24 protein-coding genes and 1 pseudogene are annotated in these 24,805 nt (G+C 70.7%); 11 read left to right on the top strand and 14 right to left on the bottom strand.

The genetic code is table 11. The annotated features are described in order from the left end of the window. Position 1: 1 nt before the first annotated feature. From sitA6 to ACX114_RS39950, 5 genes are read left to right on the top strand one after another with little or no spacing between them, the layout of a single operon-like run. Complete coding sequence (gene sitA6 / locus ACX114_RS39970) at positions 2 to 697, top strand: SitA6 family polymorphic toxin lipoprotein (protein WP_459293326.1); 696 nt, start codon at positions 2 to 4, stop codon at positions 695 to 697. Next, positions 697 to 1,413, top strand: coding sequence for a SitI6 family double-CXXCG motif immunity protein (gene sitI6 / locus ACX114_RS39965; protein ID WP_459293324.1), 717 nt, complete (start codon positions 697 to 699; stop codon positions 1,411 to 1,413). The genes sitA6 and sitI6 overlap by 1 nt, the downstream gene beginning before the upstream one ends. 10 nt (positions 1,414 to 1,423) lie before the next feature. Further along, entirely contained in the window at positions 1,424 to 1,852 is a 429-nt protein-coding gene (locus ACX114_RS39960; RefSeq protein ID WP_459293322.1) for a hypothetical protein, read from the top strand. Between the two features lie 49 nt (positions 1,853 to 1,901). Then, positions 1,902 to 2,342 (top strand): hypothetical protein, encoded by a 441-nt coding sequence (locus tag ACX114_RS39955; protein ID WP_459293320.1) that lies wholly within the window; start codon positions 1,902 to 1,904, stop codon positions 2,340 to 2,342. After that, entirely contained in the window at positions 2,317 to 2,811 is a 495-nt protein-coding gene (locus tag ACX114_RS39950; RefSeq protein WP_459293318.1) for a MerR family DNA-binding protein, read from the top strand. Before ACX114_RS39955 ends, ACX114_RS39950 begins: the two co-directional genes overlap by 26 nt. Positions 2,812 to 2,884: 73 nt before the next feature. On the opposite strand, the gene epsU is transcribed toward ACX114_RS39950, so the two are convergent. The 11 genes and pseudogenes from epsU to ACX114_RS39895 form a co-directional block, all read right to left on the bottom strand. Next, positions 2,885 to 4,096: an exopolysaccharide biosynthesis GT2 family glycosyltransferase EpsU gene (epsU, locus tag ACX114_RS39945; RefSeq protein ID WP_459293316.1), complete on the bottom strand. Its 1,212-nt coding sequence runs from the start codon at positions 4,094 to 4,096 to the stop codon at positions 2,885 to 2,887. A gap of 56 nt (positions 4,097 to 4,152) precedes the next feature. Beyond that, the gene (gene epsV, locus ACX114_RS39940; protein WP_459293314.1) at positions 4,153 to 5,652 is read right to left on the bottom strand and encodes a PCP family exopolysaccharide biosynthesis protein EpsV; all 1,500 of its coding nucleotides are present in this window, start codon (positions 5,650 to 5,652) and stop codon (positions 4,153 to 4,155) included. Beyond that, complete coding sequence (epsW, locus tag ACX114_RS39935; protein ID WP_120564615.1) at positions 5,649 to 6,056, bottom strand: exopolysaccharide biosynthesis response regulator EpsW; 408 nt, start codon at positions 6,054 to 6,056, stop codon at positions 5,649 to 5,651. The genes epsV and epsW overlap by 4 nt, the downstream gene beginning before the upstream one ends. Positions 6,057 to 6,079: 23 nt before the next feature. Next, positions 6,080 to 6,256, bottom strand: coding sequence for a hypothetical protein (locus ACX114_RS39930; protein WP_014400807.1), 177 nt, complete (start codon positions 6,254 to 6,256; stop codon positions 6,080 to 6,082). Positions 6,257 to 6,266: 10 nt separating this feature from the next. Next, entirely contained in the window at positions 6,267 to 7,589 is a 1,323-nt protein-coding gene (gene epsX, locus ACX114_RS39925) for an exopolysaccharide export protein EpsX (protein ID WP_459293312.1), read from the bottom strand. Positions 7,590 to 7,592: 3 nt separating this feature from the next. Further along, on the bottom strand, positions 7,593 to 8,228 hold the full coding sequence (gene epsY / locus ACX114_RS39920) for an exopolysaccharide export protein EpsY (RefSeq protein WP_459293310.1): 636 nt from the start codon (positions 8,226 to 8,228) through the stop codon (positions 7,593 to 7,595). A gap of 14 nt (positions 8,229 to 8,242) precedes the next feature. Beyond that, on the bottom strand, positions 8,243 to 9,796 hold the full coding sequence (wzx, locus tag ACX114_RS39915) for an exopolysaccharide biosynthesis flippase (RefSeq protein ID WP_459293308.1): 1,554 nt from the start codon (positions 9,794 to 9,796) through the stop codon (positions 8,243 to 8,245). 110 nt (positions 9,797 to 9,906) lie between these two features. After that, entirely contained in the window at positions 9,907 to 11,379 is a 1,473-nt protein-coding gene (gene epsZ, locus ACX114_RS39910) for an exopolysaccharide biosynthesis polyisoprenyl-phosphate hexose-1-phosphate transferase EpsZ (RefSeq protein WP_223743316.1), read from the bottom strand. Between the two features lie 293 nt (positions 11,380 to 11,672). Next, complete coding sequence (fdhD, locus tag ACX114_RS39905; protein WP_459300407.1) at positions 11,673 to 12,620, bottom strand: formate dehydrogenase accessory sulfurtransferase FdhD; 948 nt, start codon at positions 12,618 to 12,620, stop codon at positions 11,673 to 11,675. 87 nt (positions 12,621 to 12,707) lie between these two features. Continuing rightward, positions 12,708 to 13,103: pseudogene (gene mobB / locus ACX114_RS39900) on the bottom strand (molybdopterin-guanine dinucleotide biosynthesis protein B); the annotation flags it as partial. Further along, positions 13,100 to 14,353 (bottom strand): molybdopterin molybdotransferase MoeA, encoded by a 1,254-nt coding sequence (locus ACX114_RS39895; RefSeq protein WP_459293306.1) that lies wholly within the window; start codon positions 14,351 to 14,353, stop codon positions 13,100 to 13,102. The gene ACX114_RS39895 and the pseudogene mobB, both read right to left, overlap by 4 nt. 156 nt (positions 14,354 to 14,509) lie before the next feature. Here ACX114_RS39895 and mobA point away from each other — a divergent pair, with 156 nt between their 5' ends. Further along, positions 14,510 to 15,115: a molybdenum cofactor guanylyltransferase gene (mobA, locus tag ACX114_RS39890; RefSeq protein WP_459293304.1), complete on the top strand. Its 606-nt coding sequence runs from the start codon at positions 14,510 to 14,512 to the stop codon at positions 15,113 to 15,115. Here mobA and nrfD read toward each other — a convergent pair. From nrfD to fdh, 3 genes are read right to left on the bottom strand one after another with little or no spacing between them, the layout of a single operon-like run. Beyond that, the gene (nrfD, locus tag ACX114_RS39885; protein ID WP_459293302.1) at positions 15,102 to 16,286 is read right to left on the bottom strand and encodes an NrfD/PsrC family molybdoenzyme membrane anchor subunit; all 1,185 of its coding nucleotides are present in this window, start codon (positions 16,284 to 16,286) and stop codon (positions 15,102 to 15,104) included. The genes mobA and nrfD overlap by 14 nt on opposite strands. Continuing rightward, positions 16,283 to 17,083 (bottom strand): 4Fe-4S dicluster domain-containing protein, encoded by an 801-nt coding sequence (locus tag ACX114_RS39880; protein WP_199738877.1) that lies wholly within the window; start codon positions 17,081 to 17,083, stop codon positions 16,283 to 16,285. Before ACX114_RS39880 ends, nrfD begins: the two co-directional genes overlap by 4 nt. 4 nt (positions 17,084 to 17,087) lie before the next feature. Continuing rightward, positions 17,088 to 20,333, bottom strand: a complete 3,246-nt coding sequence (fdh, locus tag ACX114_RS39875; protein ID WP_459300406.1) for a formate dehydrogenase — start codon at positions 20,331 to 20,333, stop codon at positions 17,088 to 17,090. A 322-nt stretch (positions 20,334 to 20,655) separates the two neighbouring features. Here fdh and ACX114_RS39870 point away from each other — a divergent pair, with 322 nt between their 5' ends. The 5 genes from ACX114_RS39870 to ACX114_RS39850 all read left to right on the top strand — a co-directional run bounded on the left by ACX114_RS39870 (position 20,656) and on the right by ACX114_RS39850 (position 24,800). Then, a complete protein-coding gene (locus ACX114_RS39870; protein ID WP_459293300.1) occupies positions 20,656 to 21,048 on the top strand; it encodes a response regulator in 393 nt (130 codons plus the stop codon). Positions 21,049 to 21,172: 124 nt separating this feature from the next. After that, positions 21,173 to 21,784: a DUF2378 family protein gene (locus tag ACX114_RS39865; RefSeq protein WP_459293298.1), complete on the top strand. Its 612-nt coding sequence runs from the start codon at positions 21,173 to 21,175 to the stop codon at positions 21,782 to 21,784. Positions 21,785 to 21,916: 132 nt separating this feature from the next. Then, a complete protein-coding gene (locus tag ACX114_RS39860) occupies positions 21,917 to 22,915 on the top strand; it encodes an SDR family NAD(P)-dependent oxidoreductase (protein WP_459293296.1) in 999 nt (332 codons plus the stop codon). A gap of 207 nt (positions 22,916 to 23,122) precedes the next feature. Then, positions 23,123 to 23,722 carry a hypothetical protein gene (locus ACX114_RS39855; RefSeq protein WP_459293294.1) on the top strand — a complete coding sequence of 200 codons (600 nt, stop codon included), beginning with the start codon at positions 23,123 to 23,125 and terminating at the stop codon, positions 23,720 to 23,722. 118 nt (positions 23,723 to 23,840) lie between these two features. After that, positions 23,841 to 24,800 carry a protein kinase gene (locus ACX114_RS39850; protein WP_459293292.1) on the top strand — a complete coding sequence of 320 codons (960 nt, stop codon included), beginning with the start codon at positions 23,841 to 23,843 and terminating at the stop codon, positions 24,798 to 24,800. The last annotated feature ends 5 nt before the right edge of the window (positions 24,801 to 24,805 follow it).

Here is a 24,805-nt window from a genome sequence, read left to right as displayed (position 1 = left end):
CATGCGAAGGTGGGCGCTGGGCCTCATCGCGGGAGTCCTGGGGTGTGCGTCTTCGGGGACGCCGCCCGTGGAGGCTCCCCTCCGGGTCTGGGCGCGGGCGGAGGTCGGACAGGGCTGCGAGCCGGACGCAGAGGACCGCTGCGTCACCACGCTCTGCACCGAGACGGAATGCGCGCTCTTCTTCTGTGAAGACCTCGCGTCCCCCGGGATTGTCCGCACGCGCGCGACCGCGCCCGTGTTCGTGGCGCCTGGGAGCACCGCACAGCGGAATTGGGGCAGTGCCCAGGGACTGCCAGGAGACCGGCAGCCGGTCATGGTGTTCCGCTGGTATCCGCGCGAACCCCTCCCGAGTGAGGTGCGCCGCCAGCAGGCCATGGAGGAATGGGCCCGGCGGCCCAAGGAGAAGCACCACCTCTTCCCCCAGCAGTACACGGCATACTTCCTCTCCAAGGGGATCAACGTGCATGACTACGTCATGGCCATCGACAAGGACCTGCACGCGCGGATCCATCGGGGACCTGATGGAGGGCCCTGGAATGGCGAGTGGCGCATGTTCTTCTCGAGGACCTACGGCCGGGCCACCAAGCCGCGGCATTTCGAGCAGGCCTCGAAGATGATCCAGCAGTTCGGTCTGTTCGGGCTGACGACGACCTACTGGCAGAGCATCGAGCTGGGACCGTTCCCCAGGGACGACTGATGCGCTACTTCGAGCTGTGCACGCCGCATTACGACGCGCCTCGCGTCTGGACGGGCACCTACCAGGCCGATGCGCGGTGGATGCTGCCTGGCGTGGAGTGCCCCACCTGCGGTGAGACCTGGAGCGGCATTGCCCTGGCGTATCCCTCCGTGGACCTGTCCCGGCATCCACTGCGGACGGAGCTTGAGACGCCGCGCCTGGAACCCTTCGCGCGTTACGCACGGCTTCTGGAGCAGGTGAAGCCGTTGTTGCCACCTGGGGCTCAAGTCGAGCCCGGAACGACCTTCGGTCCCCTGGTTGGGACCGCGGAGGGGACGTTCGGCCCCCTCGTCCTGAGGGACCCCTGGAAGCTCCTGGTGCGGGAGGATGCCCTGGACGCACTGCGAGCGGCTGGGCTTCAAGGCCTTGTACCGGTGCGGGCGGAGCTGACTTCAAGCGGGGCATCGATTCCGGCGCTCCATGAACTGGAGCTCACGGCGCGTGGGCGGTTGCTCCCGTTGGGGCCGCCGCCCTGTGAGACCTGTGGACGGATGGATGCGGCCATGCCGGAGGAGTGCCGGCTGGAGGACGCGTCGTTGCCAAAGGACCTGGACGTGTTCCGGCTGACGGACGCCGTGACGTTGATCGTCGCGACCGAGCGTTTCGTGGAGGTCGTGCGCGGCCTTGGGTCCATGGATGTCCTCTTCCGGGAGCTTCCCGTGGGCGGTGGGGGCTAGTGTTCCAGGGATGAGCGCCTCCCTGCTTCAGCGCGCCGTTCGTGGCTTCGCGGTGTACGACCTGTGCGTCACGCTTCCGTTCGCCACGCCGTGGACGGCGGACGCGATGCTGGGCGTCATGCGCCAGGTGCACGAGGGCCTGGCGCTGGGCGGTGAGGCGATGCCGGCCTTCACGCCCATGCACCTGTTCTTCGTCGCCCTCTTCGGCGTGCTCGCCGTCATCTGGGCGTTGGTCCGCGTCCTCCAGCCCACCGCGCTGCATGGCGCCATCGACACGGTGGGCCGGGGGCTCGTCGCCGCATGGATGGTGCTGGCGCTCACGCAGGGGGCATCACGGGTGCTTGGCGCGTTCCTGGTGATGGAGGCCGCGGGCATGTTCGTGCAGGGCGCGCTCCTGCTCGGCGCGCGGCGGGCCGTGGCTCCCGCGACGGGGACCTGAACGGAGGCCCTTGCCTCTGCACCTTGGTGCAGGGGTTACGGTCCTTCGCATGAACCCTGAACCGTCCCTGCTTCGCCGTGTCGTCTTCGCCAGCGCGCTGTACGACTTCTTCGTCACCCTCCCGTTCGCCACGCCGTGGACCGCGGACGCCGTGCTCGCGAGCATCCGGTCCGTGCACCAGGCACTGGGTCTGGGCGGTGAGCCGCTCCCCGCGTTCACGTCCACGCACCTGTTCTTCGTGGCCCTGTTCGGCACCATCGTGACGCTGTGGTCCGTGGTGCGGCTCGTGCACCCCACCGCGTTCAACGGCGCCGTGGACACCGCGGGCCGGGCGCTGTTCTCCACCTGGATGGCGTGGGCCCTCACCCAGGGCGCGACGCGAGCGCTCGTCGTGTTCCTCGTCCTGGAGCTGGCGTGGATGTTCGCCCAGGGCGGTGTCATCCTCGGCGCCAGGAGGTGGCGTGGTGGCATCCCCGCGACGGCCCGTTGAAGCAGCCCCCTTGCGCATCGGCGCGCTCGCCCGTGAATCCGGCGTGAAGCTGTCCACGCTGCGCTTCTACGAGCGCCGCAAGCTGCTGCTGCCCATGGACCGCAGCGAGAGCGGTCAGCGCCTCTACGGCCCGGACGCCGCCATCCGCGTGCGCTTCATCCGCCGCTCACAGGAGCTGGGCTTCACGCTGAAGGAGGTGTCCGCCGTCCTCGCCCTCACCGACCGGCGCGGCACCCCCACCCGAGACGTGGCCCGCTTCGCCGAGGCGAAGGTCCAGGCCATCGACGCGCGCATCGACGACCTGCGCCGCATGCGCCGCGCCATCACCACGCTGATGGCCGAAGGCTTCTGCCCGCCGGACACCCTCTGCCCCATCCAGGCGTCGCTCGGCGCGCCCAAGCGCAAGGCCCAAGCCGAGTCCTCCACCGCCAGGTCCCGGCGGCCGGCATCCAAGGCCCGGACCGGCTGATCCAGTCCCAAGCCCGGAGCCCACGGTGCGCAGGAGCGCCTCCCTGCGCCCGGCCCTACCGCGCGGACGCGCGCTACCGCCGCTCCGCCTCGCGCGTGGTGCGCACCCACTCGCCGCGCTTCTCCGCGCCGGGGCCGCGCACCATCAGCCACACCTTCCACACCACGTAGAGGGGCGCCCACGCCAGGTCCAGCAGGCCGCGCGCGCCCACGCCGGACACCCACCAGCCGCGCAGCACGTACAGCGCCAGCGACATCAGGCCGAACGACGCCAGCGCGGACGCCGCCACCGCCGTGCCGCCGGACAGCCACACCACGCCGGCCGCCAGCACCGAGCCCGCCACCGTCGCCAGCACCAACTGGCTCAGGGGCGGCACCAGCACGTCCATGGACAGGTCGAACAGCAGCCCGCTCTTCTGCTTCAGCGCGTCGCTCAAGAGCGGCCACCCGTGCAGCTTGCGCATCTGCGCGCGGCCCCCCTCCCAGCGCTGACGCTGCGAGCGGCTCTGCTTCTCCGCCGTGACCATCTCGCCCAGCACCTCCGCCTCCCAGGCGTAGTGCACGCGGTGCCCCGCGCGCGCCAGGCGGATGCCGTACTCCAGGTCCTCCACCACGCTGAACGCGTCATGCGGCACCTGCTTCAGCACCGCGTGCGTGAAGCACATGCCATTGCCGCGCAGGCCGCAGGACACGCCCAGCCGCTCGCGCCCCATGGAGCGCACGCGGTGGAACATCCCCAGCGCGATGGTCATCAGCCGCGTGCGCCACGACGCCGTGGGGTTCATCACGCCGTAGTGCGCCTGCACGCCGTGCGCCCCGTCCTCCAGCCGCCGGGAGAACGCATGCAGCAGGTTCGAGGACACCACCGTGTCCGCGTCCACCACCACCACCGCGTCCGCGAAGCCGTCACGCTGGCTGTGCTCGAAGGCGTGCGCCAGCGCGTAGCCCTTGCCGCGCTTCACCGCGTCCTGGCGCTCCAGCACCGTGGCGCCCGCCTCGCGCGCCTTCTCCGCCGTCGCGTCGGAGCAGTTGTCCGCCACCACGATGATGCGCCGCAGGTGCGCCGGGTAGTCCACCGCGGACAGGTTCGCCACCGTCCGGGCAATGCCCAGCTCCTCGTTGTGCGAGGGGATGATGACGTCGAACTTCCGCACCGCCGGCGACGGCGGCACCGGCGCCGCCTTGCGCCCCGACATCAGCGTCAGGAGCAGCAGGTAGCCGCAGCCCACCACCACCGGCAGCAGTCCCACGCACAGCGCCACGTCCACCCAGGTCCAGACCGTCACGACAGTGTCACCCCCGCGCTCGCGCCATCTTCAAGGACGGCCGAGCGCACGAACCTTCAGCGCCGTTCCAGCTCCGCCAGCACCGGCAACTTGAGCAGCCGCTCCACCTGCCACTTCTCCAGGACCCGGCGGCGCAGGATGTCCAGCGCCACCGCCGCGAACACCGCCAGCGCCACCCCGCCCACCACGCCCGCGATGGCGATGAGCTTCGGGTTCGGCTTGGACGGCTTCTCCGGGAAGAGCGCCGGCAAGAGCACGCTGTAGCGGTGCTTCATGGAGACCTTCGAAATCTCCAGCTCCGTCTGCGCCTGGTCCAGCCGGCGCAGCTTCTCCTGGTGCCGCATCACCACCATGCGCATCCGGTCCGTGGCCACCGCCACCTCCGGATCATCCGGCGTGCCCAGCATCGCGCCCGCCAGGGGCTGCCCGAAGCCCGCGGCCAGGCTGGTGCCCTCCGTCGCGGAGTCCACGTCCGTGCCGCCCATGCGCAGGTACTCCTGGATGAGCGACTGCTCCTCGGAGCGCAGCGACGTCAGCTGCGGCGAGTCCGCCTGCATCGTCGCCACGCGCTGCTCCAGGTCCACAATCACCGGGTGCTGCGGGGAGAAGACGACGCGCTGTTCGGCCAGCTGCGCGCGCAGCTCCGTGAGGCGGCGGCCGCGGAACTCCTCCACGTCGCGGATGGCGCGGCGCTTGGCCTGCACCAGGAACTTCAGCTGCGCGAGCGCGTGGTCCGTCGCCAACAGCGCCTGCCGCGCGCTGGCCTGCTTGGGGTCCGCTTCCTTCTTCTTGCGGCGCGCATCCGCGGCCCGCACCGCGCGCTCCAGGTCCGCGATGGCCTGCTTGATGTTCGCGGCCTCGTTGGCCACCTGGCCCTGGAGGATGTTCACGGACTCGGAGATGGCGCCCATCTCCGACTCGTGGCGCATGTCCAGGAAGTTCTGCGCCGCGGCCTCCACGATGTTGAAGGCCATCTGCGGGTCGCTCCAGTCCACCCCGATGGTGACCGTGCCGCTGCCGCCCTCCGCCATCACGATGAGGCTGGTCTCCAGCATCGCGATGAGCGCCTCCTCCTTCTCCTCGTCCGTCATGGGAGGAGGGGCCTTCTTCAGATACTGCTCCTTCAGGCGGCTGATGGGGGACCGCATGTGGTCCCAGTACTCAATCAGCTTCGCGTTCTTCACCACGGACTTGAGGTTGCCGCGGCTGAGCACCATCTCCCACGCGGCGCGCGTGGGTTGATCCGCCTCCACCGGGATGGAGCGGCCCGGGTTCACCAGCGAGGAGATGATGAGGTTGCGGTACGTCAGCATCCGCGTCTCGACGTGGTACTTGCGCGGCATCAGCTTCGCCGCCGCGGAGCCCAGTCCCGCCATCACCGCGACGATGCACAGCCCCAGGAACCAGTGCCGGAAGATGGCCCTGCGCACGAAGCCCAGCCCGTCGAACAGGAAGCCCCAGTCGATGAGGTCCGCCGGCGCGTTCGTCTCCTCGCGCTCGGGGACGTACGGCGGGGGCGGGGCGGAGCGCGGCGTGCGAGGGGCGGGCGTGGTCACGCGCTGCCCCGGGGCGCCGCGGCCTTGAGCACCTGACGCACGCGCTTCTCCAGCTCCTCGGGCGTGAAGGGCTTGCCCAGGTAGCCGTTGGCGCCGGCCTCTTCCGCGTAGGCCTTGTCCTCCGGCAGGTTGCGCGCGGACACCATCAGCACCGGCACGTGCGCGATGGCGGGCGTGCGGCGGATGTGCTCGCAGACGTCGTAGCCGGACACGTCCGGCAACGTCAGGTCCAGGCACACGAGGTCCGGCTTGAGCTCGCCGCTCGCCAGGTACTCCATGGCGGCCTTGCCGTTGGGCTGCTCCACCACGTTCTTCACGCCCATCTGCTGGAGCATGTCACGCAGCATGACGCGGAACATCGGAGAGTCCTCCACGAGGAGGACGGTGAGCTGTTGGAGCTCCATCACGTCTGACGCCTTTCCTTCCCTCACCCGAACCCGTACCTGGGCACGAGGACGAGCACGCCATATGCGTACGCCATGTTGAAGAGGGCCACCCACAGGATGGCCTTCTTCATCCCCCGCCACGGATGCGCATCGCGCGCGGCCGCTCCGGGCAGCGCGATGGTGGCAACAAGGACGGACAGGAGGATGAGCTTCGCCATGGCGGGAGGCTCAGAGGATACCCGTTTTCTGGACCGTCAGTCCCAGCGTCGCGGACCACACCGTGCGGGCCGCCTCCACGTCGGGCGAGCGAGTCCAGGCCGCGCGCGTATCCACCTCCAGGGTCACCCATCGGTTCACCGTCCAACCCGCGCCCACACCGCCCACCACCTGCCGGTCTCCCACCGCCCCGCCCACCGCGAAAGCCCCGCCTCCTGTCCCGGAGAACCGGAAGCGCGGGCTCAGCGCCCAGGTGCCGTTCAACGTCAGGTCGGCCCTCGGGTAGACGAGCCCCGTCAGCCGGTCCACGAAGGGCGTCACCCGCGCGGCGAGCCGGCCGTTGAAGTCCGCCGTGCGCGACGGCATCCGGTGCGACACCGCCAGCGTCAGGTCCGGCAAGAGCTCCAGGCGCTGCGGCGGGTCCTCCACGGGCGTGCCCCCGACCTGGAGGGTTGTCCGTCGCCAGGGACCCAACGAGGCGGCTGAAGGCGTGGCTCCAGGCGCGTCCGGGTCATCCGTGGGGTCCTCCTCCGTCGCGCGCACGGAGTACGCCACGCCCACGCCCACCCCGGCCTCCACCGACGTGCGCCGGTCCAGCCGGTGCGTCCAGGCGCCGGTGAACGTCGTCACGGAGGCGCGAGCGCCGGTGGAGAAGCGCGAGTCCGTGTAGGCCACCGTGGTGGAGAGCGTGTGCCGGGGCGCGGGGGAGTTGCCCAGGGACAGTTGCAGGCGAGGCCCGTACTGGAAGGGCACCGCCTCCTTCGCCGTGTCGTCCAGGCCGCCGCTGGCGGAGAAGCCCGCGCTGCCGGACAGCCGCCAGCCCGGGCCCAGCCACACCGTCTCCGCCGCCAGCGTCGTCAGCGAGGACAGGAAGAACACCGTGTCCACGCCCTCCGGCAGCGGCTGGATGGGGGTGGCCGGCGTGTCCCCGGGCACTGCCGGGTCGTCGTCCAGGCTGCCGCCCAGGGGCAGGTTGGTGAAGAGGTTCACCTGGCCCAGCACGAACTCCTGGGTGCCGTGCAGGGTGAGCCCGCGCGACGGGCGCCAGTCGCTCAACAGCCGCCCCACGTGCTGCACTTCGGTGCGGGGGCTGGTGGTGGCCTCGCGGAAGGAGATGCGCGGCGCGTACTGCACCTCCGCCACCGCGCTGCCGTCGTCGTACTTGAGGCTCAGCGTGGGGACGATGTCCACGTCCGCCGCCACCGGGGCGACAGCCTCACCCGTGGCCTGCGCGTCCATGGAGCGCGTGCGGGTGTCCACGCGGGCCGCGGCGCCGTACGTCACGGAGGCGGAGGCCACCTCCAGCCACAGGCTCGCGAGGGCCGCGTCCAGCACGGGTTATTCCACCACCACCACGTCGCCGGGGCGCAGGCGGAAGGCGGCCGCGCGGCCTTCACCGCGGATGATGTCCTCGTAGCGCACGCGGATGCGCGTGGGCTGCTCCGCCTGCGGGTCGTCCCGGCGCAGCACGAAGATGCGGTCGCGGTGGGCGTAGTCGGTGAAGCTGCCCGCGGCGCCCAGCGCCTGGAGCAGCGTCGCGCCCGGGTCCAGCACGTGCGCGCCCACGTTGGCCACTTCCCCCAGCATCGTCACGGACATGGGGCGCGCTTCCTCCAGCGACACCGTGACGACGGGGTGGTTGATGAAGTCCTTGAGCCGCGTCTGGATCTGCTGCGCCAGCAGGGCCGGCGTGTGGCCCGCGGCCTCCACGTCGTCCAGGAAGGTGAGGCTGATGTGGCCGTCCTCGCGCACCTTGGCGCGCGTGGTGAGCGCCTCCTGGCCGAACACCTTCACGTTGAGCACGTCACCGGGGACGATGCGGTAGGCCGCGTCCGACTCGGTGGGCTTCTCCTGGTAGTCGTTCACCCAGGTGTACTTGCCCAGGCCGCTGCACGCGGGGGCGAGCAGCAGCAGTCCGGCGCACGCGAGCGCGCGGGAGATGGGACCGCGGAATCGGGACGGGCGGGAAGGCATGGCGCTGGAGTTTCTCACGCGGCGGGGGCGGCCGGCACGGCCACTTCCGCACCATTACCACCGCGCTGCTTCGCCATGCGCACGACCTGGAGCAGCTCCGAGGGGCGTACGGCGCCGGTGCCCAGCACGCCCGCCACGTAGGCGGCGGCCGTCAGCCCCAGCCGGGGCCACGCCTGCAAGCCCGCTCCGGACAGCACCCGGTCCAGGACCACGCAAACGACGCACACCGCGGCCGTCTTCGCCACCATGAGCAGGGAACGCCGGTCGAAGGAGTTCCTTCCCATGCGGCTGAGGAAGAGCACCGTGACGATGACCTCCGTGAGGAACATGGAGAGCGCCGTGGCGGTGGCGCCGCCGGACGGGCCGATGCGGCCGTACAGCCAGGGGATGAGCATCAGGTTGAGGATGGGGTTCACCACCGCGCCCATGGTGGCCGCCAGCGTCACCCACCACTCCTTGTTGGACATGGTCAGCCAGATGCTGCTGACCATGGTGACGTAGGCCATCACGAAGATGGGGGACAGCACGCGCAGGGGCAGCGCCGCGGGCTCGAAGCCGGGGCCGCACATCAGGCGCACCCACAGGTCCGCGCCCAGCACCATGGCCATCATCACCGGCACGGTGAACGCGAGCACGCCCTCCAGCGAGCGGCGCGTCAGGTTGGACAGCTCCTCCGGGGAGCGGGCCGCCGCGCGCGACATCATGGGCATCAGCACCCAGCCGAAGATGGGCGAGATGAGGAACGTGAGCCCCGCGATGCTGAACGCACCGCCGTACCAGCCCACCTCCTCCTTCGACGCGAGCTTGCCCAACAGCGACATGTCCGTGCGCCCGTTGCACGCCAGCGCCGCCGCGGTGAGGAAGAACGGCAGGCACGCCTTCATCACCTTCTTCGTCGCGGCCAGGTCGATGCGGAACTTCAGCCCCAGGTGCTCCTTCGCCAGCTTCCAGCTGATGACGAGCTTCACCGCCTCCGACAGCACCATGGGCACGGCCAGCCACTGCAGGCCCACGCCGAACGCGGCCATCAGCGCCAGGCCGCCGCCCCACACAATCTTGGTGATGACGTTGGAGACGGACAGGCCCGCGACCTTGCCCTTGGAGTGCAGCAGCGCGGCCATGGACGCGTTGATGACGATGAGCGACTGCGCCACCGCGAACCACTGCACCAGGTGCTGCACCTCCGGGGGCTCGCCGGTGTGGTGGAGCACCAGCGCCAGCGCCACCATCAGGATGAGCGTCATCCCCAGGCGCAAGAGCATGGTGGTGCCAAAGAAGTCGCTCGCGTGCTCCGGGCGGACGGGCACCTCCTTGCGGATGTACGTCTCCAGGCCCAGGTTCGTGGCCACGAAGAACGTGGCGGCGAACGCCTCCGACCAGTTGAAGTAGCCGAACGCCTCCGGCCCCAGGTAGCGCGGCATCAGCGCGCGGATGCCCAGCGCGATGGCGTACGTCACCATCAGCGAGCCACCGAGCTGCAGGGTGCTGCGGACCGCGCCGCGCACTTCGTTCGCACGGGCGCCGTCGTCGGCTTCAGCGGAGGGAGAGGTCGGACTGTTCACGGTCATGGATGATGCGGGCCTTCGGGGCTGCGCACGCCAGGGGAGGAAGGCCCGCCCCATGGAAAGACGAACGGGCCCGGCGCGTCAACGCCGGGCCCGCGATCAGATGCCGGTTGCTAGCTTGCTCCGCGACCGGTGATGACCACCGGGACCGTCTGCAGCAGCAGCCGCAGGTCGCCGGTGAGGCTCCAGTGGTCGATGTACTGCATGTCCAGGTACATCCACTGCTCGAAGGAGATCTGGTTGCGGCCGGACACCTGCCAGATGCAGGTGAGGCCCGGACGCACGGACAGGCGGCGGCGCTGCCACGTCTCGTACTTCGCCACCTCGCTGGGCACCGGCGGGCGCGGGCCCACGATGCTCATCTCACCGCGCAGCACGTTGAGGAACTGGGGCAGCTCGTCGATGGAGAACTTGCGGATGAAACGACCGATGCCGGTGATGCGCGGGTCGTTCTTCATCTTGAAGACGGGGCCGGTCTGCTCGTTCTGCGCGGCCAGCCGCTCCTTGAGCTCCTCCGCGTTCACCACCATGGAGCGGAACTTCAGCATGTAGAACGGCTTGCCGTGCTGACCGGTGCGCAGCTGTTTGAAGAAGATGGGGCCGCGCGAGGTGAGCTTGATGGCCGCCGCCACCACCGCGAACAGCGGCAGCAGCGCCCACAGCGCCACCGCGGAGACGGCGATGTCGAACAGGCGCTTCATGGCCATCTGGTGCGGCTTGGGCGCCACCGCGGCGAAGTGCAGGTAGCCGTCCGCCACCGCGCGGGACTCCACCGGGCGGGCGCGGTCCAGGCGGAACGAGTGCGCCGGCAGCGCGAACGGCACGCCGAAGCGCTCCGCCAGCTTGATGGCCGCCTGCATGGACTCGCCCTGCTTGAGCGTGTTGCCCGCGATGTAGACCTCGCTGACGGGCAGCGTGCGCAAGAGGCGCTCCAGCTCGTCCGCGGGCCCCAGCACGTCCGCCGGCAGGCTGTCACCGGAGGCGTGATCCTCCGGGAAGCGCACGTAGCCGAGGATCTTGTGACGGCCGCGCTTGAGCAGGTCCTCGCCCGTGTAGCGGCCCATGGCGCCGGTGCCCACGATGAGCACCTCCTCCGTGGGGGCCTCCTGCGAGGCCACCTGACGGAAGACGCCCAGCCGCAGGAGCAGCGCCACCGGCCAGAAGATGAAGAGCAGCGGCGCCAGGCCCACGTGGGCCGCCATGGGCATCGCCAGCTCCAGCACCGCCTGGATGGTCACCACCGCCAGCGTGGTGACGGACACCAGCGCCACGTGGTCCAGCTTGCTGCGCTCGGCGAAGCGCGAGTCATAGAGGCACAGCGCCGTGCCCGTGATCAGCCACACCAGCACCGCCGTCACCACCATGCTGGGCAGCTCCCAGCTCATGGGGAACGTCAGCCCGCCGCGCATCCACGCCGAGCCCAGCAGCACCGCCACCAGCAGCGCCACATCCACGGTGAGGTTCAGCTTCGCCGCGAAGCCAGGGGCCAGGCGCGGCGGATCGGTGACCTCGGCCGCGGCCGTCACCCCCGTCGCCCCGGAAGCCTTGACCTCGGCGCTTGCAGTCGCACTGCTCATCGTGTCCACCCCCCTCTGCTCACGTTCGGCTCTTGCAGAGGATACCGTCTAGACTAGAAAAGTTTAACCAGGAGGAAATGCAAGACTGCCAAATACTGCGTCGCGGCGCAACCACTGCTCAGCAAGAAAGACATGACAACAGGTGAAAACTTGCACACCCATCCCAACCGTCGGGTGTGAGTTCCTGTCCGTGGACAGTGAAGTCTGGCGGGGTCATTGGATCCCACCCGGACTCGCATCTGACCCGGCGGGGCCGCTGACTGCATGTACGATGCCGGTCTGACGTCTGGATGGCTGCCCCTCTAGCGGGATGCGTCATGGCGGAAGTCATGAGGAAATCCCGGAGGTTGGGGTTGGGGCTCCAGACGTTCTGTCGCCGTGTAGACGTTGCAGCGGCCGTTCCTTGAGAACGCGGCGAGCGTCACGCCAGCACGCAGGGCCAGGTCGATGGCCAGGGAGCTGGCGGCGGACACGCTGACCACGACGGGGATGCGGGCGCGGGCGGCCTTCTGGACGATCTCGAAGCTGGTCCGGCCGCTGACGGCGAGGACCGTGGGGGCGGCGGGGAAGGGCGGTGTGGGCAACCGGCGCGGGGAGCGCACAGCGCCGGCCAGGACCAGGGCGCCCACCACCTTGTCCACGGCGTTGTGGCGGCCCACGTCCTCGTGCGCGACGAGCAGCTCGCCGTGGGCGTCCAGCGCGGCGGCGGCGTGCACGCCACCGGTGAGCTCGAAGGTGTGCTGGATGGCGCGCAGGCGTTCGGTGGCGCGGGCCACGGTGCGGGCGGAGAGGACGGGGCCGGGGGCGACGGGCGCGCAGGTGGCCATCAGGTCGTCCACGTCGCGGCGGCCGCACACGCCGCAGGCGGAGGTGGTGAGGGTGCCGCGGCGGGTGGCCTCCACGCGCTCCAGGTCGAGCACGGCGCCGGCGGCGGGGACGACCTCCAGCACGTTGCCGTAGCCTTCCTCGCCGGGGTGGCCGCAGTGGAAGAGGCTGCCCAGGTCGTCCCCATCGTCAAGGATGCCCTCGGCGAAGAGGAAGCCCACCGCGAGCTCGCGATCATGGCCGGGGGTCCGCATGGTGGTGGCGACGGGGTCGCCATTCACGCGAATCTCCAGGGGCTCCTCCACGGCCACGCGGTCATCCTCGGCCGCACGGAGTGTGTCCCCGTCGAAGCGGCGCACGGCGCGGTGGGTGACCCCGCGCGGTTCTGGACGGGAGACCTTGGCTGGCGCGGATTGATCACGCAGCCACGCGGTGAGGAAGTCCGCGACCGCACAGACGGTGGCCGGCACGCGCGGGCGCGAGTCAGAAGTGAACGGAAGCGCGGGCGCGTCCGTCACCACGGCGAGCACGTCGGGGCGGGAGACGGCGAGAGGGGCTTCCAGTCCCTCGCGCCACACCTCCAGCTTCGGGAGCGGGCCGTCCTTCCAGCCCTCCACGAGCACCAGGTCCACGCGGTCCGCGTCACGCGCGAGGAGTGAAGGCGACAGGGGCTGCCGGGTGGTGCGCTGCGTGCCGTCCGGCGTGGCGAAGCCGGTGAGGACCGCGCCCGCGGTGTCCAGGCGCGCGGTGTCGCTGCCCGGGCGGTGGAGCGGGTGCGCATCCGAGGAGTGCTTCACGTACGCGACGCGCAGGCCGCGCGAGGCCAGCTCCGGCAGCAGGCGCTCCAGGAGCGTCGTCTTGCCGGCGCCGGAGTGGCCGATGAAGGCGAGCGCGAAAGGCGGCTTCACGCGGCCTCCACGGCGTGGAAGTCCGGCGAGTCGAAGAGCTGCACGTCCACGGACTCGCCCTGGGCGAAGTCGGCGCGGCCGGCGGGGAGCATGGCCCAGCCCCGGGCGGCCACGTTCTGCAGAATCTGTCCGGCGCCCTGGGGACGCAGGCGGGCCCACGGTTCGACGCGGTCCTCGCGCGTCTCGAGCGCGGCGACGGTGACCAGGTAGGTGAGGCCGGCCTGCTTGTGGCGGGCTTCGGAGATGCGGGCGCGGGTGACGCGGCGCTGTTCGATGACGCCCTGGTGCTTGAAGAGGAGGGGGCGCGCGAACTGGTCGAACGCGACGGTGGCGGCGCCGGGGTTGCCGGGCAGCACGACGACGGCGGTGGAGCCCAGGCGGGCCACGGCCACGGGCTTGCCGGGCTTGAGCGCGACGCCGTCCACGAGGAAGCGCGCGCCCATGCGGGTGAGGACGCGCTTCACGCAGTCCTTGTCGCCCACGGAAGCGCCGCCGGTGGTGATGAGCACGTCGACCTGGGGCGCGAGCTGCTCCAACCGCGCGTGCAGCTCCGCCTCGTCGTCGCGCGAGCGGGCCAGGTGCGTGACGTCCGCGCCGGCCTCACGGGCGAGGGCGGCCACGAGGAGGCGGTTGCTCTCGAAGACCTGGTGGGGCGCCGCGGGCTGACCAGGGGGAACGAGCTCATCCCCGGTGGCGACGACGGCGACGCGCGGCGCGGGGCGCACGAGCGCGGTGTCCTCGCCCAGCGACGCGAGCACGCCGAGCACGGTGGCGTCCACGCGCTGGCCCGCGGAGAACAGCGGCGTGCCGGGCATCACCTCTTCACCGGCGCGGCGCAGGTCATGGCCGGGCTCGACGGAGACGAAGAGGTCCACGTGCGTGCCGTCGTCGGTGGGGCGCGCGGCCTCCTGGCGGACGACGGCGTCGGCACCGGGGGAGAGGGGCGCTCCGGTGAAGACGCGCGCGGCCTCGCCGGGCTGGAGGGCGCGGCGCGGGAGGTGGCCCGCGTAGACGGTGTCGACGATGCGCAGGCGCGCGGGGCGGTCGCGGTTGGCGCCCCGGGTCTCCTCGGCGCGCACGGCCCACCCGTCCATGGCGGAGTTGTCGCAGCCGGGCAGCGCGCGTGACGCGACGATGCCAGCGGCGAGGAACCGGCCATGGGCTTCCATCAGGGGAAGGCGCACGGGGGCCGCGGGCACGATGGCGTCGAGCGCGGCCAGTCGCGCGGCGGGGAGGGGAGTCAGCGGCATGAGTCGGCGAGGGGGCGGCGGACTCTACGACGGGGGGCGCGTGCCTTGTCCACGGGGGGCATGGGAGCGGCGGTTGCTCCCTCCCTCTGGGGCTTGGCGAAATCCGCGAGATGAAGCGTTTTCCGGGCGGAGGAGAGGTGTGTAGGGTCGGCGGACATGGACGGATCCGCGACCTTTCCCGACGTAACGCTGGCCATCCTGGCAGGGGGGCAGGGGACCCGGTTGGGGGGCGTGGCCAAGGGGCTGTTGAGCGTGGAGGGGCTCACAACCTTGGAACGGCTGCGGGCGTTCGGGTCGCATTTCGAGGACACGGTGTTGGTGGCGAATGTTCCGCGGCCGTACGAACGCTTCGGAATCCGCACGGTGGCGGACGCCGTGAAGGGCAAGGGAGCGCCGGGAGGGGTCCACGCGGCCCTGGGCGCGGCCCGCACGCGGTGGGTGTTCGCGGTGGCGTGTGACATGCCCTTCGTGACGGAGGCCGCGGCGCGGGTGGTGCTGGATGCACGGGGCGAGGATGTGGACGCGGTGTGCATCGAGCGAGACGGCCGGTGGGAGCCCCTGTTCGCGGCCTATCGTACGGATCTGGTGTCACGCTGGGGTGAAGCCTTGGTGGAGGATCCGTCTCTGCGGGCACTGCTGATGCGGTTCCGGCCCCGGACCTTGCCCGTGGACGCCTTGCGCGCGGTGGACCCGGAGCTGCGTGCCCTGGCGAACGTGAACACGCCGGAGGACCTGGTCCGCTACGGCGTCACGTTGCCATGAACCGTGCGTAGGGCATGCCCGCCTGTGGCTGACCGAGCACGGGCAGTGGGAAGCTCAGCGGCTTTCCGTCCGACGCCTCCGTGTTCCCGTCCACCTGGGCCGCGCCCAGGCCCTGGCGCTGTCCCTGGAACGTGGCCTGTGGATTTCGCGCGGAGGCCCGGCCCGCCTGGATGACGGCGTATCGCGCGGCTACCGCTCCCACCGTGGTCAGCACGTCCGCCGCCACCTGCTTCCAACGCGCGCGTCCCGGCAGCACGTCCATCACCAGTCCGGCCATGGAGCACGTGCGAGACAGCATCCACAGCGCTCCCGACGCCCCCGTGCGCAGCGGCTTGCCCACCTCCACCACCCGCCGCGCTTCCAGCTCCACCGCCTCGCGCGTGAACAGCTCCGCCACCTTCCCCGCGATACGGAAGCGGCGCAGCACGCGCTCCTCCGCGTCCGTGTGCGGGAACAGGGACAGCAGGCTCCCGGCGCTCGCGGTCGCGGAGCTCATGAAGAACAGCGGCAGCGTGCGCCCCACCTGCTGCCACAGCGGCACCGCCGTGTTGCTCACCAGCACCGCCGTGTACCCCGCGAGCGGCAGGCCCAGCACCGCGCCCATCATGCCCGCGGTTCGTCCCATGAACCCAAGGGCTCCAGGCATCCGCCGCAGCACGAACGCCGCCGTGTTCACCGCTCCCGACCCCGCCAACACCCACGAACCCATGCTCATGGGCGACGTGGGCCGGAACACGCGCAGCATGTTCAGGAAGCGCGACGGCCGGCCCAGGTCGTGGATCAACAGCCCCGCGCTCACCATGTCCCCCGCAGTGGCCACCGCGTGACAGCGCCCCGCCAGCCGCTCCAGCCTGCGTCCTCCCAGGTGCTCCAGCGCCACCCCGAGCACGCTCGCCGCGCCCGCGACCCCGCCCACGTAGAAGTACGCCGGGACCGTCCAGATCCACAGCGGCTCCTTCAACACCGGCATGCCGTAGTAGCTCGGAGCCTCCGCGCTGTCCGGCCCGGACCGCGACGGCACCGTGGGCAACACGTCCATCCCATGCCGGGCGGGCTCCGGGTCCTTCACCTTCTGCTGGGAACCCTCGCCCTCCAGGATGCCCGCGCGCGGGTCGATGTTCCGCCCGTCGGACTTGCGCTGGAGCCGATCCAACAGCGTGTCGTCACTCATCCGCGCCCCTCCCGACCGAACGCCACCGCGCCCACCGCCACCGCCACCATGCCCACCGCGCCCATCGCCACCGAGGCCCACGAGCGCAGCGCCTTCTTCGTCGGCACCACCGGATCCGGCGGCAGGTTGTAGACCTCTGGCTTGTCCAGCAGCAGGAAGAACGCGTTGAGCCCACCCGTGCCTGGCTGGTTCTCCGCGTCCTTTCCGTACAGGTACGCGTCCGTCATGCCCCGCTGATGCAGGTCGCGCACCCGCGACTCCGCTCGCGCGTGCAGCTCATCCAGGTCACCGTACTGGATGGACGCCGTGGGACATGCCTTCGCGCACGCGGGCGTCTGGTCATCCCCGATGCGGTCGTAACAGAGCGTGCACTTCCACGCGCGCCCGTCATCCTCGCGCCGGTCAATCACTCCGAATGGACACGCCGACACGCAGTAGCCGCAGCCGTTGCACACGTCCGGCTGCACGTAGACCGTGTCGAACTCCGTGCGCACGATGGCGCCCGTGGGGCACGCCTCCAGACACCCCGCGCGCTGGCAGTGCTTGCACACGTCCGACATCATCAGCCACGAGAAGTCCCCCGCGCCCGACGTCTGCCCCTGCAACGGCACCGGCCGCTCCACGAACGCCACGTGCCGCCACGTCGACGCGCCCAGGTGCGCCGTCTGGTCGTAGGACATCCCCGTGAAGTGGAAGCCGTCGTCCGGAAGCTGGTTCCACTGCTTGCACGCGACCTCGCACGCCTTGCAGCCGATGCAGAGCGTCGTGTCCGTGAAGAACCCCTTGCGGCTCCCCATGCGCCTATCCCTTCCCCTCGGGTTCCTGCGTCTCCGAATGGTCCGTGGCCTGGGGCGGTGTCACGTCGCGCGGCACCTCCGGCAGCACGGGCGGAGGCGGCGCCGCTCCCGCCGCGGCCCGCTCCCCCGAGCGCATCCGCCCCGCCCGCAGATCCGCCGTGAACGCCTTCGACTCCTGGATGTCCACGTTCTGATCCGCGACGAACGCCGTCAGCTCGTTGGCCCCCTCGCCGCGCACGCGCCCGGTGACGCCCCAGTGGTACGGCAATCCAATCTGGTGCACCCGCCGCCCCTTCACCTTCAGCGGACGGATGCGCTCCGTGACCAGCGCCCGGCACTCCAGGTCCCCGCGCGCCGTGGCCAGCGTGCACCAGTCCCCGTTGTTCAACCCCTTCTCGCGCGCCAGCTCCGGCGAGATCTCGCAGAACATCTCCGGCTGCAACTCGCTCAGCCAGGACAGCCAGCGCGACATGCCGCCCGCGGTGTGGTGCTCGGTGAGCCGGTACGTCGTGACGACGTATGGATAGCGCGGGTCGCCCCAGGCCCGGTGATAGGGATTGTCCTTGCGCCTCCACTCCTCGCGCGTGGGGCTGCACTGCTGCGCGTAGAGCGGGTTGGGCACCACCGACTCCATGGGCTCGTAGTGCGTGGGCAGCGGCCCGTCCATCATCCCGCTGGGCGCGAAGAGCCAGCCCTTGCCGTCCGCTTGCAAGAGGAACGGGTCATTGCCGGCGATGGTCGCGAGCCCCGTCGCGCCCTCGGGCGGGCGGTACTCCGGCGGCCGGTCCGCGATGAAGTCCGGCACGTCCTCGCCGGTCCACTTCTTCTCGTCCGCGTCCCACCACACGTAGCGCTTGCGCTCGCTCCAGGGCTTGCCGTTCGCGTCCGCGGACGCGCGGTTGTAGAGGATGCGCCGGTTGGACGGCCACGCCCAGCCCCACTCGGGCGCCACCCACGTCTGCTGCTGCCCCGGCTTGCGCCGGGCCGTCTGGTTCACGCCGTCCTTGAAGCACCCCGAGTAGATCCAACAGCCGCACGCCGTGGAGCCGTCGTCCTTCAGCGCCGTGAAGCCATCCACCGGCTTCCCGTCCGCCACCGAGTAGCCGTTGATCTCCCTCAGCACCGCCTCCGCGGAGGGCTCCTCATGAGGCCCGTGCGTGGGGTAGTCCCAAGTCAAATCCAGCAGCGGCGCGTCCTTCGGATCCGTGGAGCCCGCGTAGAGTTGCCGCAGCTTGCGTCCCAGGTGGTAGACGAAGTGCAGCTCGCTGCGCGTGTCCCCCGCCGGCTCCACCGCCTTGTGATGCCATTGCAGCAGCCGCTGCGTGTTGGTGAAGGTGCCGTCCTTCTCCGTGTGCGCGGCGGCCGGGAAGAAGAACACCTCGGTCTGGATGTCCTCCGGCCGCACCTGTCCGGACTGGACCTCCGGCGCCGTGCGCCAGAACTCCGCCGTCTCGATGAGCGTGAAGTCGCGCACCACCAGCCAGTCCAGCTGGCGCAGCCCCTTGCGCTGGAGCGCCCCGTTCATGCTGCCCACGGCGGGGTTCTCCCCCATGACGAAGTAGCCCTGGAGCTTCCCGTCCGCCATGTCCGCCACCGTCTGCATGTGCGAGTGATTGCCCGTCAGCCGGGGCAGGTGGTGGAACAGGTAGTCGTTGTCCTGCGTGGCCTTGTCCCCGAACCACGCCTTGAGCAGCGACACCGCGTACTTGGGGAACTCCGTCCACCAGCCGCTGCCGGACTTGTTCTTGCGGATGTAGTGCGTAAGCAAATCCGTGCCGCTCGCGCGCGGCATGGGCAGGTAGCCGGGCAGCAGGTTGTAGAGCGTGGGGATGTCCGTGGAGCCCTGGATGGACGCGTGCCCGCGCAGCGCGAGGATGCCGCCACCGGGCCGGCCGATGTTGCCCAGCAGGAGCTGGAGGATGGCCGCCGTGCGGATGTACTGCACGCCCACCGAGTGCTGCGTCCAGCCCACCGCGTAGCAGAACGCGCTGGTGCGCTCCGGGTTGGAGTTGTCACACAGCGTCCGCGCGACCTCGAGGAACAGCGCCTCGTCCACGCCGCACACCTGGGACACCACCTTCGGCGTGTAGCGGGAGAAGTGCCGCTTCAAGAGCTGGAACACGCACCGGGGATGCTGGAGCGTCTCGTCACGGTGCTCGTCGCGGAGGTCCACGCGGTGGTCGTGTCCACCCGCGCCCGCGCCCGGCTCGTCCGTCAGTTCCTTGTGGCCCGCCGCCGGCACCACGCCGGACACGCCCTGGTACTGCCAGGTGTGGATGTCGTAGCGGTTGTCCTTGGGCTGGTAGCCGCTGAAGAGCCCCTCCAGCTCCTCCGTGTCCTGGAAGCCCTCGCGGATGAGCGTGGCCGCGTTGGTGTACTGCACCACGTAGTCACGGAAGTACCGCTCGTGCTCCAACACGTAGTGGATGAGCCCGCCCAGGAACGCGATGTCCGTGCCCACGCGGATGGGCGCGTAGAGGTCCGCCACCGCGCTGGTGCGCGTGTAGCGCGGGTCCACGTGGATGACCTTCGCGCCCCGGGCCTTCGCCTCCATCACCCACTGGAAGCCCACCGGATGGCACTCGGCCATGTTGGACCCCTGGATGAGGATGCAGTCCGAGTGCTGGAGGTCCTGCTGGAACGTCGTGGCTCCCCCGCGGCCGAACGTGATGCCCAGACCGGGCACCGTGGACGCGTGTCATATTCGAGCCTGGTTCTCCACCTGCACGACGCCCAGCGCGCTGAAGAGCTTCTTGAGGAGGTAGTTCTCCTCGTTGTCCAGCGTCGCCCCACCCAGGTGCGCCATCCCCAGCGTCCGGTTCACCCACCGCCCTTCCGCGTCCCTCACCTCGAACGTCGCGTCGCGCGTGCGCTTCACGCGCTCGGCCACCTTGTCCATCGCCTCTTCCAGCGCGATGGGTTCCCACTCCGTGCCGCCGGGGCGGCGGTAGAGGACCTGCCGCACGCGTTGCGTGCCCGTGACCAACTGGAAGGTGGCGGCACCCTTGGGACACAGCCGGCCGCGTGAGATGGGGGAATGCGGGTCACCCTCGATGTCGAGGATGCGCCCGTCGCGCACGTGCACCTCCTGCCCGCAGCCCACCGCGCAGTACGGGCAGATGGACTTCACCACCCGGTCCGCGGACTTCGTACGCGGCGCCAGCGAGCGGCTTCGCGCGGACATCGCCGTGTCCCCCAACGCTCGGCTGTCTCCCCGGGCGAACTGACGCAGCACGGGCCAACCCTTCATCAGGTCGCGGAACTTCAAGGCCGCTCCTCCCAGGGACGCGCACGTGGATCCCGGCCCTCAAGATGGGGACGCGCGCTGTCGCGGACCAGTGCCGTGGGACCCGGGGCCACGTCCGGCAACGGACGCGGAAGCAGGCGGGCAGGCACGGAAATGCGCGATGCGCGAAATCAGACCGGGGGGTCCAAGTCGTTATTTCTCCACGGTGCCAAACGCCTCTTCCTGCTCCTCCCTCCCCGTGGGCCTCAAGGCTTCTCGGCGGGGCAGGAAGACCCACAGCCACGTGTCGGCCGGACACGTCGCGGAGAGCGAGTGGAGAACCTGCATGACGGACAGTGCCCCTCTCATCCTTTTGATCGAGGACGAGGAAGACCTCCGGGAAGCAGTCGCGACGCTGTTGGAAATGGAGGGCTATCGCGTCGCACAGTGCATCCACGGCGAGGATGCCTGGAACTGGTTGCAGTCCCAGCCCCGCCCGGGACTGGTGCTGATGGACCTGATGATGCCGGTGATGGATGGACAGGCCTTCCTCGCGCGGCTCTCTCAGGAGCGCATGTTGGAGGGCGTGCCCATCATCGTGCTGTCCGGCAGCCCCTTCCATCCACCGGGCGCGGCGGCCTACCTGCGCAAGCCCGTGTCGGTGGCGTCGCTGATGGAAGTGGTGCGCCACTTTCTTCCGTCATCCGGGGAAGGCCCGGAAGGACCTCACACGTCGTGAAACATGTGTCGCATGGCGCGGCGCGTGCGCATCGAGGACTCGCGATGGCGCGAGACCTGTGGAATCCTCGCGCCCCGTCAGGTCCCCGCCTGGTCCATTCCCCCTCATTCAAAGGACGGCGCAGATGCCGGCTGGCTCGCTGAATCTCCCCGAGGACGTCGCTCGTGACCTGGAAGCCCGTCTGGCCGCGACGGCGCCGGAGGAGACGAGCCGGGGTTTGTTCTTCCTGGGCGTGTTGGACGCGGTGCGCTTTCTGGGCGGACCGGATGCGGTGAAGCGCTGTCTGGAGCAGGTGGACGAGACCGCGGACTTCATCCCCATGCAGACCTATCCGTTCCCGCGCTTCCTGCGGCTGTCCTACGTGGCGGCGGAGCAGCTCGCGCCGCTCGTCGGCGGTCATGATGCGGCGCAGCGGCAGATTGGCACGCAGGCGATGCTGGACTTCCTCAACTCCATGTTCGCGCGCGACTTCGTGCAGCAGGCGGGGGGCGACCCGAAGCGGCTCCTGGAGTTGATGCACTCCGGTTACCGCACGGCGCTGAACTTCGGTGAGCGCTCCGTGGAGTGGACCGGCCCCACGTCGGGCCGGGTCATCATGAAGCGCTCGCTGATGCCGGTGCCCTACAACGAAGGCATCCTCCAGTCCGCGCTGGAGGTGACGGGCGTGCAGGACGTGCAGGTGCGCGGGCAGGCCCAGTCGCTGGTGGACGCCGTCTACGACGTCTCCTGGACGTAGGCCTGAAGGAGGCCTGCTCCCTGGCCCGGGGGGCGGACAGGCGAGCGTGCGCGGCGCGGAGGATTCCGGGGGCTTGCCCCGTGCGAAGCCCGGCCGGAAGGCCCACCTCAGGGCGAGGAGGGGCGAAAGCGCATGGCGCGTCACGAGGACTTGAGGGGACAGGTGGCCATCGTCACGGGCGCGTCGAGCGGCGTGGGCTGGCAGTCCGCGCTGCGGCTGGCGGAGGCCGGCGTGCGGTTGTGCGTCACCGCCCGGCGCCAGTCGGCCCTGGAGCGGCTGCGCGTGGAGGTGCTCCAGCGCGGCGGTGAGTGCCTGGTGTGTGACGGCGACGTCACGGTGGCCGAGGACGTGGAGCGCGTGGTGCGCGAGTGCGTGGCGCACTACGGCCGCGTGGACCTCCTGGTGAACGTGGCGGCGGTGCAGTCCTACGGCTCCTTCGACCAACTGCCCTGGGAGCACATCACGCGCGTGTTCGACGTGAACTGCTTCGGCTACTTCCGCTTCGCGCGCGCGGTGCTGCCGCACTTCCGTGAGCAGGGCCACGGCCACCTGCTCAACGTGCAGTCCATGCTGGCGTCGGGGGCCGCGCCGCTGCTGTCCGCGTATGCGTCCTCGAAGCACGCGACGCTGGGGTGGGCGCAGGCGCTGGAGTTGGAGCTGGCGGGCACGGGCATCCACGTGTCCAACGTGATGGTGCCGTCCGTGTCCACGCCCATGTTCGACCACGCGCCCACGATGCTGGGGAAGAAGCCCGTGCCGGTGCCGCCCACCTACGACGTGGACCTGGTGGCCCGCGCGGTGGTGCGGCTGGCGAAGCGGCCGGGCCGCACGTCGGTGCCAGCGTTCCTCCAGGGGCGGCTGATGCTGTGGCTCAACGGCGTGGCGCCGTCCGTGGGCAAGGCGGTGCTCTCCCGCTTCGGCGCGCGGATGCAGATGACGGACGAGCCGCTGGACCGGCCCGAGGGCAACCTCTTCCTCCCCGTGGAGGAGGGCGTGGGGCCCCGGGGCAGCGTGCCGCCGACACCCGCGTGGAAGCGCTTCACCGCGACGCTGGGCCTGGCCGCGCTCACGGGCGGCGTGGTGGGCGGCGCGGTGCTGGGCGCGCGCGGCCTGATGCGCGCCGCGCGCTGAAGGAGCGCGATCAGACGTCGCCAGCGCCAGGGGCGCCCCAGCGGGCCGCGATCAGGATTTTTCCGTTCGCGGCGCTGATGGTGGGGTGTCAACGAAGTGTTGGGTGGGTCAGAAAACATCCTTTCGTTGGGGCGCTCTTTGGCTAGAAGGGGCCCCGCATGCGCACCGGGAAGGGTCGGCCGGGCGCGAACGAGGGGAGAAACATCGATGCGTGGAAGCAACAAGTGGACGGGCATGGCGCTGGTGGCAGGCCTCGCGGTGTCGGCGCAGGCGGTGGCGGCCGAGGAGCCGAACCTGAACGCGGACCCGGGCCGGTCGTCGTCGTTCGGCCAGGCGGGCCAGATGGTCATCAGCCAGGACCTCAACGGCTTCCTGGGCTACAACACCGCCTCTGAAGTGTTCCTGATCCGCCTGGAGCCGTCGGCGGACTACTTCCTCCAGCAGAACCTGTCGATTGGCGCGTCCGCGCTGGTGGCCTTCGGCTTCGGTGACAGCACCGTCGTGGGCCTGGGCGTGCTGGGCCGCGTGGGCTACCACCTGCCGCTGGGCGAGCGCGTGTCGCTCTGGCCCAAGGCGGGCTTCGGCGTGCAGTTCGCCCACGTGCCGGGCGCCAGCGACGTGAACTTCGTCCTGGACTTCAACGCCCCCGTCCTGTTCCACCTCACGCCGCACTTCTTCATCGGCGCGGGGCCGCAGGTGCGCGCGGTCATCAGCCAGGACGTGGGCAGCCTGGGCTCGGAGCAGGGCTACTTCGCCGGCAACGACGTGACCCTCGGCATCACCACCACGGTCGGCGGCTACTTCTAGCCTCGGGCCTTCCCCGGCACTCTGGGCTTCGTGCCCGGGTGTCGGGGAGTGCAGGACCCGTGACGTAGGCTGCGTGGGATTGACGTCACGGGTTGGATGTGTTGGGTTGGAGGGTGCCATGTCCGTGCTTCCGTTCGCTTGCCGGCTGCCCGCGTTCGCCCCCCTGCATCCGCTGGGGAGGGGCCCGCTGGGCGAGTGGGTGTCCCTGGTGTGGCCGCTGGAGCAGGACGCGGTGGACGCGCGCCCGCTGGTGGTGAAGACGTTCCTGCTGGCGTCGGGGCTGGCGCCGGAGACGCGGCGTCCGTTGGAGGATGCGCTGGCGCGGGCGGTGCCGCTGCGGCATCCGGGCATCGCCAGGCTCCATGGCTTCCAGGTGGACGTGCGCGACACGCTGACGGTGGTGTCGGACTACGTCCCGGGCTGCTCGCTGGCCACGGCGCGCCGGCGGGTGCTGGGGCGGGGGGGACGGCCGTCGGAAGCGTTCGTGTGTCACGTGGGCGCGGAGGTGGCGGGAGCGCTCCAGGCCGCGCATGGCGCGCGCGTGGTGCACGGGGACGTGCATGCGCACCGCATCCGCGTGGGGCCTCGGGGCGAGGTGACGCTGACGGACTTCGGGCTCAAGTCCGCGCGTGCGCTGCTGCGCCGCTTCACGTCGCCGTCGCGGCCGGACGTGGTGGAACTGCCCGTGCGCGAGGACGCGGTGGACTCGCCGGTGGAGGCGCGGGAGGACCTGCGCGCGCTGGGGCGGGTGTTGCTGGAGCTGGTGTCCGGGAACACGGTGGTTCCGGAGGACGCGGCCGGAGTGGACGCGGCGCTGGGCGGGGTGTCGCCCGCGCTGCGGAACGTGCTGCGCGGGGTGCTGCTGGATGCGCGCGGGGCGGACTCCGCCGTGGAGCTCCAGGCGGCGCTGCGCGACTGCATGGAGCGCGGCGTGGAGTGCCACGGGCGGGACGCGGTGGTGCGCGAGCTGGCGGCGCTGCCGGGCTCGGGGCCGCTGTCGCCGGTGGACGTCTACGTGGGCGCGGCGTCGGTGATGGCGGCCTCCGTGCCCGTGCGCGGACGCACGCTGCCGTCCTGAGTCCT

The sequence above is a fragment of the Corallococcus sp. M7 genome (assembly GCF_054512695.1).
This window is presented reverse-complemented; position numbering and strand designations above follow the sequence as displayed.